Origin of the sequence: Acinetobacter sp. ACNIH1 (assembly GCF_002934695.1) — a bacterium.
Lineage (GTDB): Bacteria > Pseudomonadota > Gammaproteobacteria > Pseudomonadales > Moraxellaceae > Acinetobacter > Acinetobacter variabilis.
Genome location: NZ_CP026420.1, coordinates 563,146 through 579,382 on the forward strand (window position 1 = coordinate 563,146; position 16,237 = coordinate 579,382).

17 protein-coding genes and 1 pseudogene are annotated in these 16,237 nt (G+C 43.9%); 8 read left to right on the forward strand and 10 right to left on the reverse strand.

The annotated features are described in order from the left end of the window. Window positions 1-15 precede the first annotated feature (15 nt). Window positions 16-993 carry an All-trans-nonaprenyl-diphosphate synthase gene (gene sdsA / locus C3F22_RS02800; protein ID WP_004784900.1) on the reverse strand — a complete coding sequence of 326 codons (978 nt, stop codon included), beginning with the start codon at window positions 991-993 and terminating at the stop codon, window positions 16-18. A gap of 444 nt (window positions 994-1,437) precedes the next feature. Here sdsA and rplU point away from each other — a divergent pair, with 444 nt between their 5' ends. The 3 genes from rplU (at window position 1,438) to lolA (ending at window position 2,963) form a co-directional block, all read left to right on the forward strand. Further along, the gene (gene rplU, locus C3F22_RS02805; RefSeq protein WP_004784898.1) at window positions 1,438-1,749 is read left to right on the forward strand and encodes a 50S ribosomal protein L21; all 312 of its coding nucleotides are present in this window, start codon (window positions 1,438-1,440) and stop codon (window positions 1,747-1,749) included. A 19-nt stretch (window positions 1,750-1,768) separates the two neighbouring features. Then, window positions 1,769-2,023: a 50S ribosomal protein L27 gene (rpmA, locus tag C3F22_RS02810; protein ID WP_004784896.1), complete on the forward strand. Its 255-nt coding sequence runs from the start codon at window positions 1,769-1,771 to the stop codon at window positions 2,021-2,023. Between the two features lie 247 nt (window positions 2,024-2,270). After that, window positions 2,271-2,963, forward strand: a complete 693-nt coding sequence (gene lolA, locus C3F22_RS02815) for an outer membrane lipoprotein chaperone LolA (RefSeq protein ID WP_004784895.1) — start codon at window positions 2,271-2,273, stop codon at window positions 2,961-2,963. Between the two features lie 58 nt (window positions 2,964-3,021). Here lolA and C3F22_RS02820 read toward each other — a convergent pair whose 3' ends face one another. Continuing rightward, window positions 3,022-4,173: an IS4-like element ISAbe18 family transposase gene (locus C3F22_RS02820; protein WP_004646736.1), complete on the reverse strand. Its 1,152-nt coding sequence runs from the start codon at window positions 4,171-4,173 to the stop codon at window positions 3,022-3,024. Between the two features lie 235 nt (window positions 4,174-4,408). Between C3F22_RS02820 and C3F22_RS02825 the strand changes: the two genes are divergently transcribed. The 4 genes from C3F22_RS02825 to C3F22_RS02840 all read left to right on the forward strand — a co-directional run bounded on the left by C3F22_RS02825 (window position 4,409) and on the right by C3F22_RS02840 (window position 8,500). Beyond that, entirely contained in the window at window positions 4,409-5,170 is a 762-nt protein-coding gene (locus tag C3F22_RS02825; RefSeq protein ID WP_004784893.1) for a hypothetical protein, read from the forward strand. Window positions 5,171-5,270: 100 nt separating this feature from the next. Continuing rightward, window positions 5,271-6,542 (forward strand): serine--tRNA ligase, encoded by a 1,272-nt coding sequence (serS, locus tag C3F22_RS02830; RefSeq protein ID WP_004784891.1) that lies wholly within the window; start codon window positions 5,271-5,273, stop codon window positions 6,540-6,542. Between the two features lie 73 nt (window positions 6,543-6,615). Further along, window positions 6,616-7,989, forward strand: coding sequence for a siroheme synthase CysG (gene cysG / locus C3F22_RS02835; RefSeq protein WP_004784888.1), 1,374 nt, complete (start codon window positions 6,616-6,618; stop codon window positions 7,987-7,989). Between the two features lie 34 nt (window positions 7,990-8,023). Then, window positions 8,024-8,500: a tRNA (cytidine(34)-2'-O)-methyltransferase gene (locus C3F22_RS02840; protein WP_004784885.1), complete on the forward strand. Its 477-nt coding sequence runs from the start codon at window positions 8,024-8,026 to the stop codon at window positions 8,498-8,500. Window positions 8,501-8,610: 110 nt separating this feature from the next. Here C3F22_RS02840 and C3F22_RS02845 read toward each other — a convergent pair whose 3' ends face one another. The 3 genes from C3F22_RS02845 to C3F22_RS02855 all read right to left on the reverse strand — a co-directional run bounded on the left by C3F22_RS02845 (window position 8,611) and on the right by C3F22_RS02855 (window position 10,984). Beyond that, complete coding sequence (locus C3F22_RS02845; protein WP_005080957.1) at window positions 8,611-10,194, reverse strand: IS66-like element ISAba25 family transposase; 1,584 nt, start codon at window positions 10,192-10,194, stop codon at window positions 8,611-8,613. Window positions 10,195-10,268: 74 nt separating this feature from the next. Beyond that, window positions 10,269-10,604: an IS66 family insertion sequence element accessory protein TnpB gene (gene tnpB, locus C3F22_RS02850; protein WP_000618091.1), complete on the reverse strand. Its 336-nt coding sequence runs from the start codon at window positions 10,602-10,604 to the stop codon at window positions 10,269-10,271. Further along, complete coding sequence (locus C3F22_RS02855; protein ID WP_001055585.1) at window positions 10,601-10,984, reverse strand: transposase; 384 nt, start codon at window positions 10,982-10,984, stop codon at window positions 10,601-10,603. The genes tnpB and C3F22_RS02855 overlap by 4 nt, the downstream gene beginning before the upstream one ends. A gap of 179 nt (window positions 10,985-11,163) precedes the next feature. Between C3F22_RS02855 and C3F22_RS02860 the strand changes: the two are divergent. Beyond that, window positions 11,164-11,553: pseudogene (locus C3F22_RS02860) on the forward strand (hypothetical protein). A 69-nt stretch (window positions 11,554-11,622) separates the two neighbouring features. Here the strand turns inward: C3F22_RS02860 and C3F22_RS02865 are convergent. The 5 genes from C3F22_RS02865 to C3F22_RS02890 all read right to left on the reverse strand — a co-directional run bounded on the left by C3F22_RS02865 (window position 11,623) and on the right by C3F22_RS02890 (window position 16,180). Further along, window positions 11,623-13,011, reverse strand: a complete 1,389-nt coding sequence (locus C3F22_RS02865; protein WP_004784881.1) for an APC family permease — start codon at window positions 13,009-13,011, stop codon at window positions 11,623-11,625. A gap of 264 nt (window positions 13,012-13,275) precedes the next feature. Beyond that, complete coding sequence (locus C3F22_RS02875) at window positions 13,276-14,460, reverse strand: iron-containing alcohol dehydrogenase (protein WP_004784880.1); 1,185 nt, start codon at window positions 14,458-14,460, stop codon at window positions 13,276-13,278. Between the two features lies 1 nt (window position 14,461). Continuing rightward, window positions 14,462-14,995: a hypothetical protein gene (locus tag C3F22_RS02880; RefSeq protein ID WP_004784877.1), complete on the reverse strand. Its 534-nt coding sequence runs from the start codon at window positions 14,993-14,995 to the stop codon at window positions 14,462-14,464. A 74-nt stretch (window positions 14,996-15,069) separates the two neighbouring features. Continuing rightward, window positions 15,070-15,729: a lipoyl(octanoyl) transferase LipB gene (gene lipB, locus C3F22_RS02885; RefSeq protein ID WP_004784876.1), complete on the reverse strand. Its 660-nt coding sequence runs from the start codon at window positions 15,727-15,729 to the stop codon at window positions 15,070-15,072. Window positions 15,730-15,892: 163 nt separating this feature from the next. Beyond that, the gene (locus C3F22_RS02890; protein WP_004784874.1) at window positions 15,893-16,180 is read right to left on the reverse strand and encodes a YbeD family protein; all 288 of its coding nucleotides are present in this window, start codon (window positions 16,178-16,180) and stop codon (window positions 15,893-15,895) included. Between the last annotated feature and the right edge of the window lie 57 nt (window positions 16,181-16,237).

Below are 16,237 nucleotides of genomic sequence, written 5' to 3' on the forward strand. Positions count from 1 at the left end.
AGGCGAGATAAGCGGCTATTGAATCCGGTGAAGAGCCAGTTTGGCCAGATTAACGAGGGCCTGACGATACTCTGAATCGGGTAATGCATTCAAGGCTTGAATTGCAATTTCTGTTTCTTCAGTTGCACGCTGGCGGCAATAATCCAAGGCGCCAGAATCATTTACGATCTTGATCACTTCTGCCAAATGATCTGTTCCGCCCGTTGCAATACTGCGACGAATAATTTCATGTGATTCACCTGTAGTATTTTTCATGGCAGCAATCAATGGCAGGGTCGGTTTACCTTCCATCAGGTCATCACCGATGTTTTTTCCTAAGGTTTCAGCATCAGATGTATAGTCCAGAATGTCATCAATAATCTGGAAAGCATTACCGAAGTGACCAGCGAATTTACGTAACGGTTCACGGAACTCAGTCTTGTCGGAAAGAATAGCTGCGCCTTCGGTCGCCAGTTCAAACAGGCGAGAAGTCTTGCCATGAATAATACTTAAATAGGTTTCTTCTGAGGTTTCTGGCTGATGTTGCGATTGTAGTTGCAGAACTTCGCCTTCGGCAATTTCGCAGGTACCCGTAGAGAAGTCTTTGAGCAGGGTCATATTGTTAAGATCGACCAGCAAATCAAAGGCACGCGAAATCAGGAAATCACCCACTAAAACCGCAGTTTGGTTATTCCAGGTAGCATTTGCAGTCGGGCGACCACGACGCAAACCTGATTCATCGACGACATCATCATGAACTAAAGTTGCCGTATGCAACATTTCGATAATGGCGGCCAGTTTGCGATGCTGTTCCAGTTCCACGGCACCACAGGCTTTCGCTGCCAACAGGCACATGATGGGGCGCATACGCTTGCCGCCAGCTTCAACGACATGCTTGCTGACCGCCATCACCAGTGCCACTTTTGAGGTAATTCCTTCGTTAATGAATGTGTCCATCGCAGCAAAGTCGTTAGCAACAGGAGCGAGAATATCTTGCTTAAAGTCGATGGCCATGTGAAAGAAAACCTCTAGTTTGGTAAATCGCAGCGGGTAGTTTAACAATTTATAACATGAGTGAAAGCTAAGAAAAGCACAAACTCCACTAAAAATCAGCTTTTTATAGCACTTATTCGAGTTTAGCCTAAATTTTGACATTTAAAAAATGAACAATATCTTTCCGCTAAAGTTTTTTTCTAAACCTTCTCAGGTAGTCGGAAAACTCGGAATTGAGCAGCGTTTTTTAGTCAGTATATCCGGTATTAATATTTGATTTTGAATGAATAATTTAATGATTTATAGGCTTTGTAATGGAGTTCATGATTATTTCCTTAAAATGGCTTGTTGTTTCTTATAATATCCCTTAAAATCTTTGCCCTTGTATAACCCCCAGTGGCGCGCGTTTTAAGATCGATATATTCCTTTATCGGCACGTCGACACGGGCATGTTTGGAGTACATTATGTACGCAGTAATCCAAAGCGGTGGTAAACAGCACCGTGTAGTTGAGGGTGAAACCCTTAAAGTTGAATTATTGAAAGCTGAAACTGGTTCAACAATTACGTTTGATGACGTACTTATGCTTGTAAACGGTGATAGCATTCAAATCGGTGCTCCAGTTGTAGCTGGCGCTAAAGTAACTGCAGAAGTAGTTAGCCATGGTCGTCACGACAAAATCCGCATCATCAAAATGCGTCGTCGTAAGCACTACCGTAAACAACAAGGTCACCGTCAATGGTTCACTGAGTTGAAAATTACTGGTATCTCAGGCTAATTACTAGGAGTAAATAGACATGGCAACTAAAAAAGCCGGTGGTTCGACTAAGAACGGTCGTGATTCGAATCCTAAGATGTTAGGTGTTAAAGTTTACGGTGGCCAAACTGTAACTGCAGGTAACATCATCGTTCGTCAACGTGGTACTGAATTCCACGCTGGTCAAAACGTAGGTATGGGCCGTGACCATACATTATTTGCTACTGCTGATGGCGTAGTAAAATTCGAAGTGAAAGGTCAATTTGGCCGTCGCTACGTATCTGTTGAAGCATAATTTGCTGAAATAGAAAAAAGACCCACAGTTTCTGTGGGTTTTTTTATGCATGAAGATTTATCGGCTTATAAAGCTGTGACAGCGAATGTAAATATCACTATTGAATCTTCATCATGATGAATAAAAACAGGAATTCTGCATTAATAACAATACAAAACTTCTTATTTTCTATCATCTTAGTTTGAGAAATTGGTTTAAGATGAGTCATTAGATAAATAGCGATATGCAAATACAAAAAGGTGAGATTATGAGTATGCTTCGTAAAACTGTATGTGCCATAACAATCGGTACGGCGACACTGGCACCTGTCATGAGCACGACTGTATTTGCCGCAACTGCAGCGACGGAGCAGCAAGCTACTGCGAATCTGGTGAAACAGCTCAGCAATATCCGTAGCTTAACTGCAAATTTTGAACAAACGACTAAAGTCACGAATCCGAAAGCGACCCAGAAAAAAGGCTTGACTGCGCAGCACATGAACCAGACCTTTAAAGGTGTGATGAAAGTGGCGCGTCCGGGTAAATTCTACTGGGAAACTTCAAGCCCGTCGAAACAGACTATTGCTACTACTGGTAAAACCGTATGGATCTATGATCCAGACTTGCAGCAAGCAGTGCGTCAGAGTCTAGACGATCAAGTGGCAAATACACCGGCATTATTATTGTCCGGCAATACTAGCCAGATTATGCAATCTTATCGCGTAACTCAGCCGAATAAAGCTAAAACCTATTACACGCTTTATCCGAAAAATACCGATGGGGTTTTTGAAAGCCTGACTATCAGTTTTGGTGCGAACAAAGCGCCTAGCTTGATGATTTTGCAAGATTCATTAGGCCAGACTACCAATATTAAATTCAGTAATGTCAAACTGAATACCACGATTCCGGCATCTACATTTAACTTTACCCCGCCAAAAGGCACAGACATTATTGATCAATAAACATCAAGATCAACTCAACAAAAAAGCAATCTTCGGGTCATTGCTGTCCCACAATTTTTCACAAGAGGAAGCTCATTTGAGCTTCCTCTTGTTTTATGGGTATTTTATCGGGTGAAAATAAAGCTTTTAAAGTTCTTCTTTCAAACAAATTCACTTGAATTATTCTGAGTAAACGTTGAACTGTCCAACCTGTTTTTCCTAAATGTTGAGCGAAACTCACCAATAAATAGGCGATCATCGCAATCCAGATTTGTGTCTGAATTGCGTTCCTGCTGCGGCCTAGAAACGCTTTTAATTTGAGATTCTGCTTAATCGCCTTAAAGAACAGCTCAACTTTCCAACGATCTTTATAAATCGCCGCAATGGTAGAGGCGGCTAAATGAAAGTTATTGCTGAGAAAGCTAAAGTGCTTGCCACTTTGCTGATCTCTATATTCAATTCTTCTTAACACTGGGGCTTTTCTTTTTAGGGCATGTGCGCTATTCAGCTGAATGGTTTCATCTTTTAGAATACCTTTGGATTCAAGCACTGGATGTTGCTGGATCACCTGATACACAGATTTAGGCCTAAAACGTGTGACAAATCCAATGTTTTGAGCAGTCAGATTTGCATACCATTGGTAATCGACATAGCCTTTATCAAAAACTACAATGCTGCCAGCAGGAAACTGGAATTTGCGGCCTTGTACCATGTCATTTTCTTTGCCATTTTCAACTGCAACAAACTCAGGAATATCATTGCTGTGATTCAATCCTATACTGAGTTTCATGCTGGCTTTTGAGTCGTGAACTTTGGCCCATTCACATAAGGAAAGCGACAGGTCAATATGACTGGCATCCAAGGAATACAAGGGATTCTTAAAGCGAAATTTATGAGCTACTTTTGAGTGTTCATAGTATTTAAGCAACTTGTAAAATAGCTGTTGATACAAGGCAGCAGGCTGCTGCTCATTGATTCGTGCCAGCGTGCTTCGGGGAATAGACTTTGCTCCGAGATGACTTAGCTTTTCCTGTTGGCACTCCAAATTGGATTGAATATCTCTCAGACTTTGCCTACAAGAGAATTGAGACATCAATATGGCAATAAACTGATCCCACCGGGAAGCCGCTCTAAATTTCTGTCCAACATGGTGTACTTTAGCAAGTTGTTCAAAATCCTGTCGCACAACAGGTTTAATTAGCTCATGAAATACGGTATTCTGATGTGACAAAACCTGAATCCTGGTCGTTAAAGTGTTTGTTTGCACTCATATTTTAACTGTTAGGACTCAGGTTTTTTTATTTAAAGCAAACTATGGGACAGCAGTGATCTTCGGGTTGCTTTTTTTTGTTCCTGATCGAGATGGATCTGGAGTCATTACAAGGTTGGCGTATATCTAGAAGTTCGGGTGTTTTAGAATAAACAAAAGTTGAGTCAATGAAATTGCAAAATTTTAGGAGCTCAGGATGAAAATGACTTCATGTAAAATAGGCTGGATCGGTTGTATCTTGTGTCTGAATCTCGGGCTATTTGCCTGTCAGCCTCAAACCTCTTCAGTCACTACATCCGCGCAATCAGAAGACACAGGAGAAATCCAATCCAAAATAGTTCCAGTTAAAGATGCCAATCAGGTCGTGTGTGAAATCGAAGGTTGTGTGCGCTTTGATTTGCAGACTGTAGATACCAATATGAGTTGGATTGATCAATACTTCATGGAGCGTATTCAGCGTACTGAGCCGGTCGCTTTTAGCAAAGTGACCAGTAATAAAATTAAAGCAAAGGATCAGCCAAAATTTATTGATCAACGTTCCATTCAGGTGAATTACCTGAATCAGCATGCGCATCTGGCCACTTTTATATTTAAAACTGCCCATCAGCCTGAACGTGCAGCACAGCCCCAATCTCATACTGAATATGTCAATCTGGATCTAAAACAAAAGAAACGTCTAGCTCTTCATCAGGTTATGTGCGGTAATACAGATGAAAAACTGAAACAGACTCTATATCAAGCAAATAAAGACTGGCTGGATCGTTATCAAATCACCCAGCAGAAACTAGCACTGAGTGATAATTATTATTTTGACAGTCAGGGCTTGGTACTGGTTTATCCGGCAGGCGAGTTGAACAAGACAATCAGTGATATGGCAGAATTAAAAGTACCTTATACAGCATTAAGAGAGATCATCCGGCCTGAATATTTATCGCTTTTGCCTCAAACAAGCCTTTAAATATTGCGCTAATAAACTCCAGCCGGTAGGTCAGTCACTGTATTTTTTGACGTTAAGAGCTTACACTATAGCCAGTTTTTTTCTTATCCAAAGATTGGCTATGATCGACCCGAAATTACTTAGAAATAATATTGAGGCTGTAAATTTAGCCTTGGCAAAACGTGGTGTTCAACTGAATGTTGAGGAGTGGGCATCATTAGAAGCTCGACGTAAAGAGATTCAATCCAAAACTGAATCCTTGCAAGCTGAGCGTAATGCCGGTGCCAAGCAAGTGGGTCAGATCAAAAAAGCAGGTGGCGATGCCTCTGAAATCATGGCACGCATGTCTTCAATTGGTGATGAAATCAAGGCTGCTGAAGCTGCACTGGCTGAGCTGCAAGCTGAACTAGAAGAAAAATCACTGTCTATTCCAAACCTGCCAGATGAATCTGTACCTGAAGGTAAAGATGAAAATGACAATGTGGAAGTCCTGAAATGGGGTACACCACGCGAATTTGACTTTGAAATCAAAGACCATACTGACCTGGGCGAAATGATGGGTGGTCTGGAATTTGAAACTGCGACCAAATTGACTGGTTCACGGTTTAGCGTTCTGAAAGGTCCTTTAGCGCGTCTGCAACGTGCCATCACTCAGTTCATGCTGGATACGCATACCACTAAAAATGGCTATACCGAAGCCTATGTACCTTATTTGGTGAATGCAGATTCTTTACGTGGTACAGGTCAGTTACCGAAATTTGAAGAAGACCTGTTCAAGCTGCAAGGTGAGAAAGAATTCTACCTGATCCCTACGGCTGAAGTACCTGTAACCAACTTCGTGCGTGATGAAATCATCGATGCCGACCGTCTGCCACTGAAATATGCAGCACATACCCCATGTTTCCGTAGTGAAGCCGGTTCATATGGCCGTGATACCCGTGGTCTGATCCGTCAACACCAGTTCGACAAAGTTGAGATGGTTCAGATTGTAAAACCTGAAGACTCTATGCAGGCACTGGAAGAGTTAACTGGTCATGCAGAAGGTATTTTGCAAGCATTAGGTCTGCCATACCGTAAAATCATTCTGTGTGGCGGTGATATGGGCTTTGGTGCATGCAAAACTTATGACCTTGAAGTCTGGGTGCCAAGTCAAAATACGTATCGTGAGATTTCATCTTGCTCAAATATGTGGGATTTCCAGGCACGCCGTATGAAAGCGCGTTACCGTGCTGACCAGAAAAAAACTGAATTCGTACATACGCTGAATGGTTCAGGTCTGGCTGTAGGTCGTACTTTACTGGCGGTCATGGAAAACTATCAACGTGCTGATGGTTCAATTGAGATCCCTGAAGTACTGCGTCCGTATATGGGTGGTGCAACTTACATCGACTAAATGTCGGTGTATGCACCAAAATGTGCATGAAAATTGCTTAGACAGTCAGATTTAAAACTTTTTGAGGTATTTTGTGGATATCTTTCCAATCTCGTTAAAGTTGCAACAGCAACCTTGTCTGATTGTCGGTGGTGGACATATTGCATACCGTAAAGCGGTATTGCTACAGAAAGCAGGGGCAGTCATTTCGGTGGTTGCACCTGAGATCGAAGCGAGTCTGCTTGAGATTGTTCAAGCGACCGCCGGTCAATATGTTCAGGCACCTTTCAATTCTGAAATTCCTCTACGTTCCTACCGTCTGGTGATTGCAGCGACCAATGATGCTGGAGTCAACCGTCAGGTGTTTGAAGACTGTGAAGCTGAAAATGTGCTGGTCAACAGTGTTGATGATCCACCACATTGCCGTTTCATGGTGCCAGCAATTATCGACCGCTCACCACTGGTTATTTCAGTCGCGAGTAACGGTACTTCACCAGTATTGTCTCGTCAGATCCGCACTCAGCTTGAAGCTACCATTCCGCATGGTATGGGTAAACTGGCTGAGTTCTCTGGTAAGTGGCGTAGTGCAGTTAAAGCCAAGATCACTAATCCCGATGAACGCCGTATCTTCTGGGAAGATTTATATGCCAGTCCTTTGAAAGAACAGGTATTTAATGAAAATCTGGCTGAAGCCGACCGTTTGATTGAACAAGCCTTAAATGAATGGCAAAAGCCAAAAGGTGAGGTTTATCTGGTCGGTGCCGGACCGGGTGATCCGGAGTTATTGACGCTAAAAGCCTTACGCTTGATGCAGCAGGCCGATGTGGTGATCTATGACCGTTTGGTCTCTGCACCGATTATGGATCTCTGTCGCCGTGATGCAGAAAAGATCTATGTCGGTAAGGCGAGGTCCAATCATGCGGTGCCACAAGAAGGGATTAATGCCTTACTGGTGAAATATGCCAGCGAAGGCAAGCGAGTCTGTCGTCTAAAAGGCGGTGATCCGTTTATCTTTGGTCGTGGCGGTGAAGAGATTGAAGAGCTGTTTGCTGCTGGCGTGGCCTTTCAGGTCGTGCCTGGCATTACCGCAGCTTCAGGCTGTTCAGCTTATGCTGGTATTCCGCTCACTCATCGTGATTATGCACAAAGCGTGCGTTTCCTGACAGGTCATTTAAAAGAAGGTTCTCCTGAACTGCCTTGGAATGAACTGGTTTATGAAAACCAGACACTGGTACTTTATATGGGACTGGTGGGACTGGAAAAAATCTGTGCACAATTGATTGAGCATGGTCAGCGTCCAGATATGCCAGTGGCCTTGGTCTCAAAAGGCACCACACCAGAGCAAAAAGTGGTGGTGGGAACGCTCCAAGATATTGCATCGAAAGTGAATGAGCACCATATTCAGGCACCAACCTTGACCATTATTGGTGAAGTGGTGCGTTTACGTGAAAAATTGAAGTGGTCCTAAATGGCCACTAAACTCCCAAAAGTAGAGAAAAGCTGTGATCCATGTTGTTTTATATGAACCTGAAATTCCTGCCAATACAGGTAATATTATTCGCCTATGCGCAAATACGGGAGCACAGTTACATTTGGTCAAGCCCCTTGGCTTTGAACTGGATGATAAAAAACTAAGACGTGCCGGTCTCGATTATCATGAATATGCCAATATGCAGATTTGGGAAAATATTGAAGAGTGTCTGGCCGATCTGGCTACTAAGGGCGTAGGTGTGGATGCGGTTTATCCGCTGACCACCAAAGGTTTTGAAACCCCGCATACCTCAGATCTAAATCGTTCTGTAGCCTTGTTGATGGGATCAGAAACTCGTGGCTTGCCAGAGCATGTACGTATGATGTTCCCAAAAGAGCACTGGATTCGTCTGCCAATGGCCGAGAATTCACGCAGCTTGAATCTGTCCAATGCAACAGCTGTGATTGTCTATGAAGCTTGGCGTCAACAGGGTTTTAAACCGCTTTAAGTTCATCGTACCGATTTAAACAGCTGCCTAAAGGCAGCTTTTTTATTTTATGTAACAGATACAGGTACATGTTTGGTCTGTAAGCGTCCGCTGAATCCCATACCTATTTTTTAATTCGATTTAGGTTTCCAGCAGTGCGGCAGCAATTCTTCAATTTGGGTCACTTTGTGTGTCGGTAACCTTTTCAGCACATCACTTAAATAGGCATACGGATCCAAGCCATTCAGCTTTGCTGACTGGATTAAAGTCATGATGTTTGCCGCTCGCTGACCACTGCGCAGCGAACCTGCAAACAGCCAGTTCTTGCGTCCCAACGCCCAGGGACGCATCTGATTCTCTACCCAATTGTTGCATATCGGTAGATTGCCATCATCCAGATAGCGGCTTAAGGCTGGCCAACGCTTCAGAGTGTAATTGATAGCCTTGGCGGTGGGAGAACTCGATGGCACTGTCAGATGATGTTGGTTGAGCCATTCATATAGTTGTTGCATCACTGGTTGACTATGCTGTTGTCGGTATTCGCGGCGGTCTTCCGCTGTACCATCGGTCTTTTTCCTGAGTTCTGCTTCTATCGCATACAGTTTCTGAATCAGCACTAAGGCCTGTTCAGCAACCTGACTTTTCCCAGTTACATGCAGTTCATGGAATTTACGACGTGCATGGGCCATGCACCCCACCTCAATCACCTGGCCTGATTTAAAACGTGCTTTATAACCACTGTAATCATCACAGACTAGATAGCCCTGCCAGCCTTTCAAGAACTCTTCAGCATGCTGGCCTGAACGACTATCCTGAAAGTCATAGATCACCGCCTGAACTGGATTATACTGTGTGGTGGCATAGGCCCAGACATAACCTTTCTTCGGTTTTTTATTATTCTCACCCATCCGCATGATGGTGACCGGTGTTTCATCTGCATGCAGCACCCGCTGTTGCAGCACCACCTCTTTTAAGGCATTGGCCAGAGGTTCCAGTTCTACACCGCAGCGACCTATCCAATCAGATAAAGTGGATCTGGACAGATCAATGCCAGCCCGCTGATAGATCAGGCGCTGACGGTACAGCGGCAAATGATCGGCATACTTCGATACCAGCACATGGCTGAGCAATTCAGGTGAAGCAATGCCTTTATCAATCACATAGGCGGGCATCGCTTGCTGAGTTAGAGTGTCACACTGATCACAGACCCATTTACCACGCACATGCTGTTCCTTATAGAACTGTGCCGGTCTGAAATGCAGTTTTTCACTGACATCTTCGCCGATACGACGGAGTTGGCAGCCACAAGCACATTGGGTTGATGCAGGTTCATGCTCAATACGGATGGTGTGTAGATGATCTGGCAGTGGTCGACGTTTAGGTTTATTGGTTTTGGCTTTCTGTGTCGCTGCATTGGTTTTATCTGCATTTAGCCGTTCCAGTTCTAGATCAACCGCGGCAATATCTTCTTCAACCGCTTCATCCCAGAGATGGATTTGTTTTGCCGTTAAGTGTTCATTCTTTTGGGCGAATTTGTGCTTTTTAAACAGCGCCAGTTCATGCTCGTATTTTTGATTGAGAATAGAAAGATGTTGAACTTTGGCATCCAATTGTTGGTTTGATTGTGCTAGAGACTGATGCTGCAGCGCCAACTGCCTGGTGAATTCCAGCAGTTGTTCATGGGTCAGTTGGCTTAAGTCAGGCAGCGTATTCATGACCGCAGTATGCCTGAGGTCATGAGAAGAATGAAATAGAACGTTTGGAGAATAGCAGAATGGTCGAGCCTGGTTTAAAGCATCGTCACCACCTGCTGTCGTCCAATGCGCTGCCAGGGCAAACCTTGGATCAGTGCCTGTAACTGTTCCGGGCTGAGGGCCACGGTTTCACCTTGGTGAACTTGAGCCCAGTGAAATTTGCCCTGTTCCAGCCGCCGGGCACACAGCCAGATGCCCAATCCATCATGTACCAGCACTTTCATGCGATGGCCACGTTTATTACAGAACAGGTAAGCACAATGCGGTTTGATGTAGCCAAAGGCTCTCACCACCTGAGCCATGGTCGTATCCATACCTGCACGCATGTCCATGGGCTGAGTAGACAACCAGATTTCATCAATGCGGATCATGTTGCAAGTGCCTTGAGTAATTCTGCCAAGGCAGGTATTTCTGATGTCTGCCATTTTAGCTGAATATCATTATTCGTATGAGGCACGGTGATACACAACGTGATCCTCTCATCAATAGGTTGGCTGATTGCAGCAGTGTAAGGCAAAGCAATAAATGCTGGATTCACATGAGTAGGATCCTGCACGGCACCCTCATGATGGCTGAAGATCCTGATCCAACGACTGACAAGGTTGGCATTAATACTATGTTGCAGTGCGACCGAAGCGATCGAGGTATTAGGATTTTTGCAGGCATTGACAATACTGAGTTTGAATTCTTTGCTGTATTTTCGGCGTTTTTTAGCAACAGGAGGTGTTGCTGAATATATATCCATGTTCATGGATTAAGTCCCCACTTGTTTTTAGGTGGGAACTAAATTAAGGCTTATAGGATCGCTTGGTAAGGCTGTGTTAGCCGGATGCTTACTTTGGTCTTTCAGGTAATCTTGTAGATAAGCTGTTGAGAATGTAGAAAAAAGGATGGTTTTTAGCAAGCTGTAGTACGTTATTGCTGGCCAGCATGATGACACAGGCTCAAGAAGCGCCACAGCAATCAGTATCATCACAAGATACAGCTCAGCCCATTACTCAGGAATAAATCCGCCAAGGGCTGGCAGCGATGCAACGGCGCTTAAATAGCCGCATTGAGCAATGGGGCAAAATCCTTAGCCGTGATGATTTCGAGTGGACTTGGCGTGGACGTCAGATGAAACCAGCCAAACGTCAGGAAGTTTGTGATATTTTTCAGGGCGTGGTGAATGAAATGTATCAAATGGCGGTAAAGAACAAGGCTCGACTCAGTCCGGAAGATCAGAAACTATTATCCAATCATGATCTGTTTATTGAAAAATTGGGCTTTCAAAATAACCGGGTCAATACCCAGATGGGTTTTGACTGTCGCCTACAATAAGCCCAGTCCATTATCCAAGAAAATAAAAAAAGGCGCATAAAGCGCCTTTTTAAGTATGAACAATATCGATTATTCAAACTCGTTATGTTGTGGAGCAGGGTGCTTAAAGCCCTTGGTTTTATAACCCAGGTACAAAATACCGAACATCGCCCACCATAAACCGTATTTCAGTGCAGTTTCTTCAATTTCCAGCCACATCGCAAAGATACTGATAAAACCAAGCATCGGGATGACCACAAAGCTAAAAATGTCTTTTGCGGTTTTAGTACGACCATCACGCAGTGCATAACGTGAAATCACTGACAGGTTTACGAATGTAAACGCAGTCAAGGCACCGAAACTAATCATTGAAATCACGATATCCAGATCCATGAAGCCAGCAGTTAAGGCCACTGCACCTACAATCAGAATGTTGTAGTTTGGCGTATAGCTTTTCGGACTGATATGACCAAAGATTTTCTTGTTGATCACGCCATCACGACCCATGACATACATTAGACGTGATACACCTGCGTGAGCAGAAATACCAGACGCCATTACGGTAATGATCGCAAAAGTCAGCACATAAGACTGGAACAGTGAGCCACCGACAAGAAGTAGGATTTCTGGCTGAGTTTCAGCAATATTCTTGAAGTAAGAACCCGGTGTAGAAGGGAAGTACAACTGCATGAAGTAAGTACTGATAATGAAAATCACACCAGCGATTAAAGCAGTCAAGAAAATCGCTTTAGGCAAGGTGTTTTCAGTATCTTTGGTTTCTTCTGCCAGAGAACTTAAAGAGTCAAAACCAGTGAATGAGAAGCACAGTAAGGTCGCACCAGTAATCAAGGCGCCAACTGAAGTCAGTTCATTCCAGAACGGTTCAAGACTCCAAAGCTGGTAACGCTGTTCAGCTGTAATCGGACCATCAGCATTGAAACCGGCCTGCAGTTTGGTAAATACCATCCAGGTAAAGATACCGATCACCAATAACTGTACCAGTACGATCAAACTGTTAAAGTTCGCCACGAAGCGTGCACCACGCAGGTTTACCCCGGTCATAAAGGCAGTCAGTACGATTACCCAGACCCAATGGTTCACATCAGGAAACAGTGCTTCAAGATAGATCACTGCCAGGATGATGTTCACCATTGGGGATAACAGATAATCCAGCCAAGAAGACCAGCCCACCATAAAGCCAATATTCGGATGAATCGATTTTTGGGCATAGGTATAAGCCGAACCCGAAGAAGGGTAACGGCGAATCATGTGACCATAGCTGATCGATGTAAACAAAATTGCAATCAGGGCAATGATGTAAGAAGTAGGAACATGCAAATGACTTTCTTCAGATACCAAACCAAAAGTATCAAATAAGGTCATTGGTTGAATGTAAGCTAAACCAATAATAATGATGTGCCAGAGCCCTAGCGTTTTTTGCAGTTTAGCTGCCGATTGAGTCCCAGAGAAATTTGTCAACGGCGTTATCCTCTTAATCGTTGATCAAGGATCAGTCATATTTAATAAGGATCGTTTGAGACGAACGATCCCCCCTACAATTTTCTATAAAAGCGCGCCAATCTACTTTAAAATTACGGCTTTTACTAGCTATTTTTTGAATTTAGGCCTGCACGAAATGTGCCATTCGAAGCAAAAAACAGCGATTTCCTGCAAGATAAAAGCCCGATGTCTAAAAAAACATCAGGCTTAAATTTTTCGCTATATTGGCTTATTTTTCAGTAATTACCAAGCCTTTTTTAAGATAGATTTCAGATCTTCCAAACTGGCTTCTTTCGGGTTGTAAATGATGGAACCATCATTTAATGCTTTTTCAGTAACTTCATCCAGCTGTGCTTCAGAAATCTTACCTGTTTCACTTAATGTGCGCGGTAATTTGGTCAAGCTATAGATTCGATCACGCATGGTTAAAATTGTAGCAATGGTCTTGTCTGCACGTAGGTGTGCTGGCGTCTGTGCATAGATATCCGCACCCGCTAATGGTAGTAGCAGCTCGGCAATCTTGTCACCATTGACTTCCTTGTTATATTCCAGCACATAAGGCAGGAACAGGTTCATACATAGGCCATGCGGCAAATGCGCGACTGCACCTAGAGCATGTCCAAGCGAGTGCACCAGGCCCACCATTGAATTGGAGAAGGCAATACCAGCCATAGTAGAGGCTTGAGCCAGCTCCAGACGACCTTGAGCATCAGCTGGGTTGTCGAGTACATTAAACAGGTTGGCACTGACCTTTTTCACTGCAGCTGTGGCATAGGCATCGGAAATTGGATTGGCTGCCATACACGTGTAGGCTTCTACAGCATGTGTCATCGCATCCATGGCTGTCATGGCAGTCAGATGCGGTGGCAGGGTCTGGGTCATACGTGGATCCAGAATCGCAGCATGCGGCATTAGGTAATAGGATGCGAATGGCATTTTCAAATTCTTTTCAGTATCCGATACCACAGCAACCATCGTCACTTCAGAACCAGTTCCTGAAGTCGTAGGAATTACGAAAAATGGCTTCAGCGGTTTAGGCAGATTATGCGCACCAGAATATTTGAGTAAGTCGTCACCACCTTCAGAGACTAGAATATTGGTCGCTTTTGAAGTATCAATCACTGAACCGCCGCCAACAGCAATAATGGCATCGCAATCATGATCACGATAAAGCTGTGCTGCGCTACGCACTGTACCTAAACTAGAATCTGGCGGTACATCATCAAAAATCGCTGCAATTTTGGCATCGGTCGATTCAAAAGCAGCTTCAATCGGCGCCAGCAGGTTATTGGCACGTACCCCTTTATCAGTAATGATCAGTGGACGTTTAGCACCTAAAGTGGCCAGTTCAAAAGGAATGTGTTCTAACGCGGCATGACCAGCAATCACTTTGACTGGACAGAAAAATTCATAATAAGGTTTTGCCATGTTATACACTCCGTTTCAAATAAGATTGAGCGACTTTTAAGTAGATGCTGCTCGCTTCCATGATTTTATCTTTGAGTCTCAGATTATTCGGGTATTCTTTTACTGCCAGTTGCGCCACCATTTTCGGCAAGATCAGCGCTTCCATTTTATTCAGGCAACGTACCAGACGGATCGCATAGGAAATATCACCATTGGCAATCATGCGGTCATTGGCAAAGGCCTGAGACGTGCTTTCCTGAAAGGAAAACACCAGAAAGGCATGATGCAGATGCTTAAAGGTAATGGTCAGGTCTGGCTTGATGCTGCTGTCTTTGACCAGTTCCAGCTGATGTTGTTCCGTGACCCGGGCAACGAAGGCCGGGCCATGCGGAAAAACATTCATTGAAAGCCTGAAATTGGCGGGAAACTGGGCAACTTCCTGTTTGATTTCTGGGTCTACCTGACTTGCCATGACCAGGCCACGGCCAATGATATCCATCATCAGTTTGACATAGGCAAGCTGCAAAGCGGGTTTTACGGATTTTGTCGCAATCACGTGATGATCCCTATCTTGATATTATTTGTTTAGAGTAATTACTCTAATTTATTTATTGTTAAAATGCAAAGGCTTTATCTTTGCTCGACGTTCACCTGATTAAAGTAACCGCTGCTGCTTAAAGTTTCAATAATTTCAACACATAAGTCATTAAACTTTGGCGGATTGCTGACGAGGTCATTAATTCGCACCATTTCCAGACCTGCATAGCCGCAAGGGTTAATGGTATGGAAACCAGTCAGGTCGCAATCAATATTTAAAGACAGGCCATGATAGCTACGGCCTTTACGAATCTTGAAGCCGAGAGAACCAATTTTACGCTCATTCACATAGACGCCCGGAGCATCGGGTTTGGCATAGGCTTCAATGCCATGATTTTTTAGGAGCTGGATCATCAGGTTTTCAGCATACGACACCAATCTACGGACATTCCAACCCAGACGATTCAGGTCAAACATAAAGTATGCGACGAGCTGACCAGGACCATGCCAAGTGACTTGACCACCACGGTCGGTTTGAATGACAGGAATATCAGTTGGAATCAGGATATGTTCCGGTTTGCCTGCCTGACCTTGGGTCAGTACATCATGGTGCTGCAAAATCCATAACTCATCAGGCGTATTTTCATCACGGTTTTCCGTGAAGCTTTTCATTTCCAGAAAACGGTCTTCGTAGGGAGTCAGGTTATTATATTGACGGATAATCAGGGAGGGTTTTTGAACCGCAGCTGTCACAGTGTGCGTCCTTAGAAAATTAAATCATACTGAAAATAATTATAATGATTTCAGCAATGGATAGGGGAGGGATTCGTAGTAATTGTTGGTGAGCTGGTCACACATATAAAAAACACGCCCGAAAGCGTGTCTTTTAATTTGCCAAGGTTGGAGCAGAATAATCTTAAAGTGCAGTCTTGATCAGTGGGCAAGCTGCAAGATCAGCATATACGGCATGAACCTGTTCCAGTTCAAGGAAACGTAGCTGAGCAGTGATCGAATGATATTTACCAGTACGAGATGGAGTGATGCTTACGCTATCGCCATCAAAGTCAGGGAAATGTTTGGTAAAAATCTCAACAACTGCATTCAGCAGTTCTTCACCTGCAAGGCCAATGAGTTTGATTGGGTAATCCATTGGAAAAACCCAAAGATCTTCGCGGAGTTCACGAGATGGTGTACGGTCTAACATGTAGTTCCCCTATTCGAAACGCCTGCGTAGCGCAGGCGTTTGGGTGTATTGCAATAC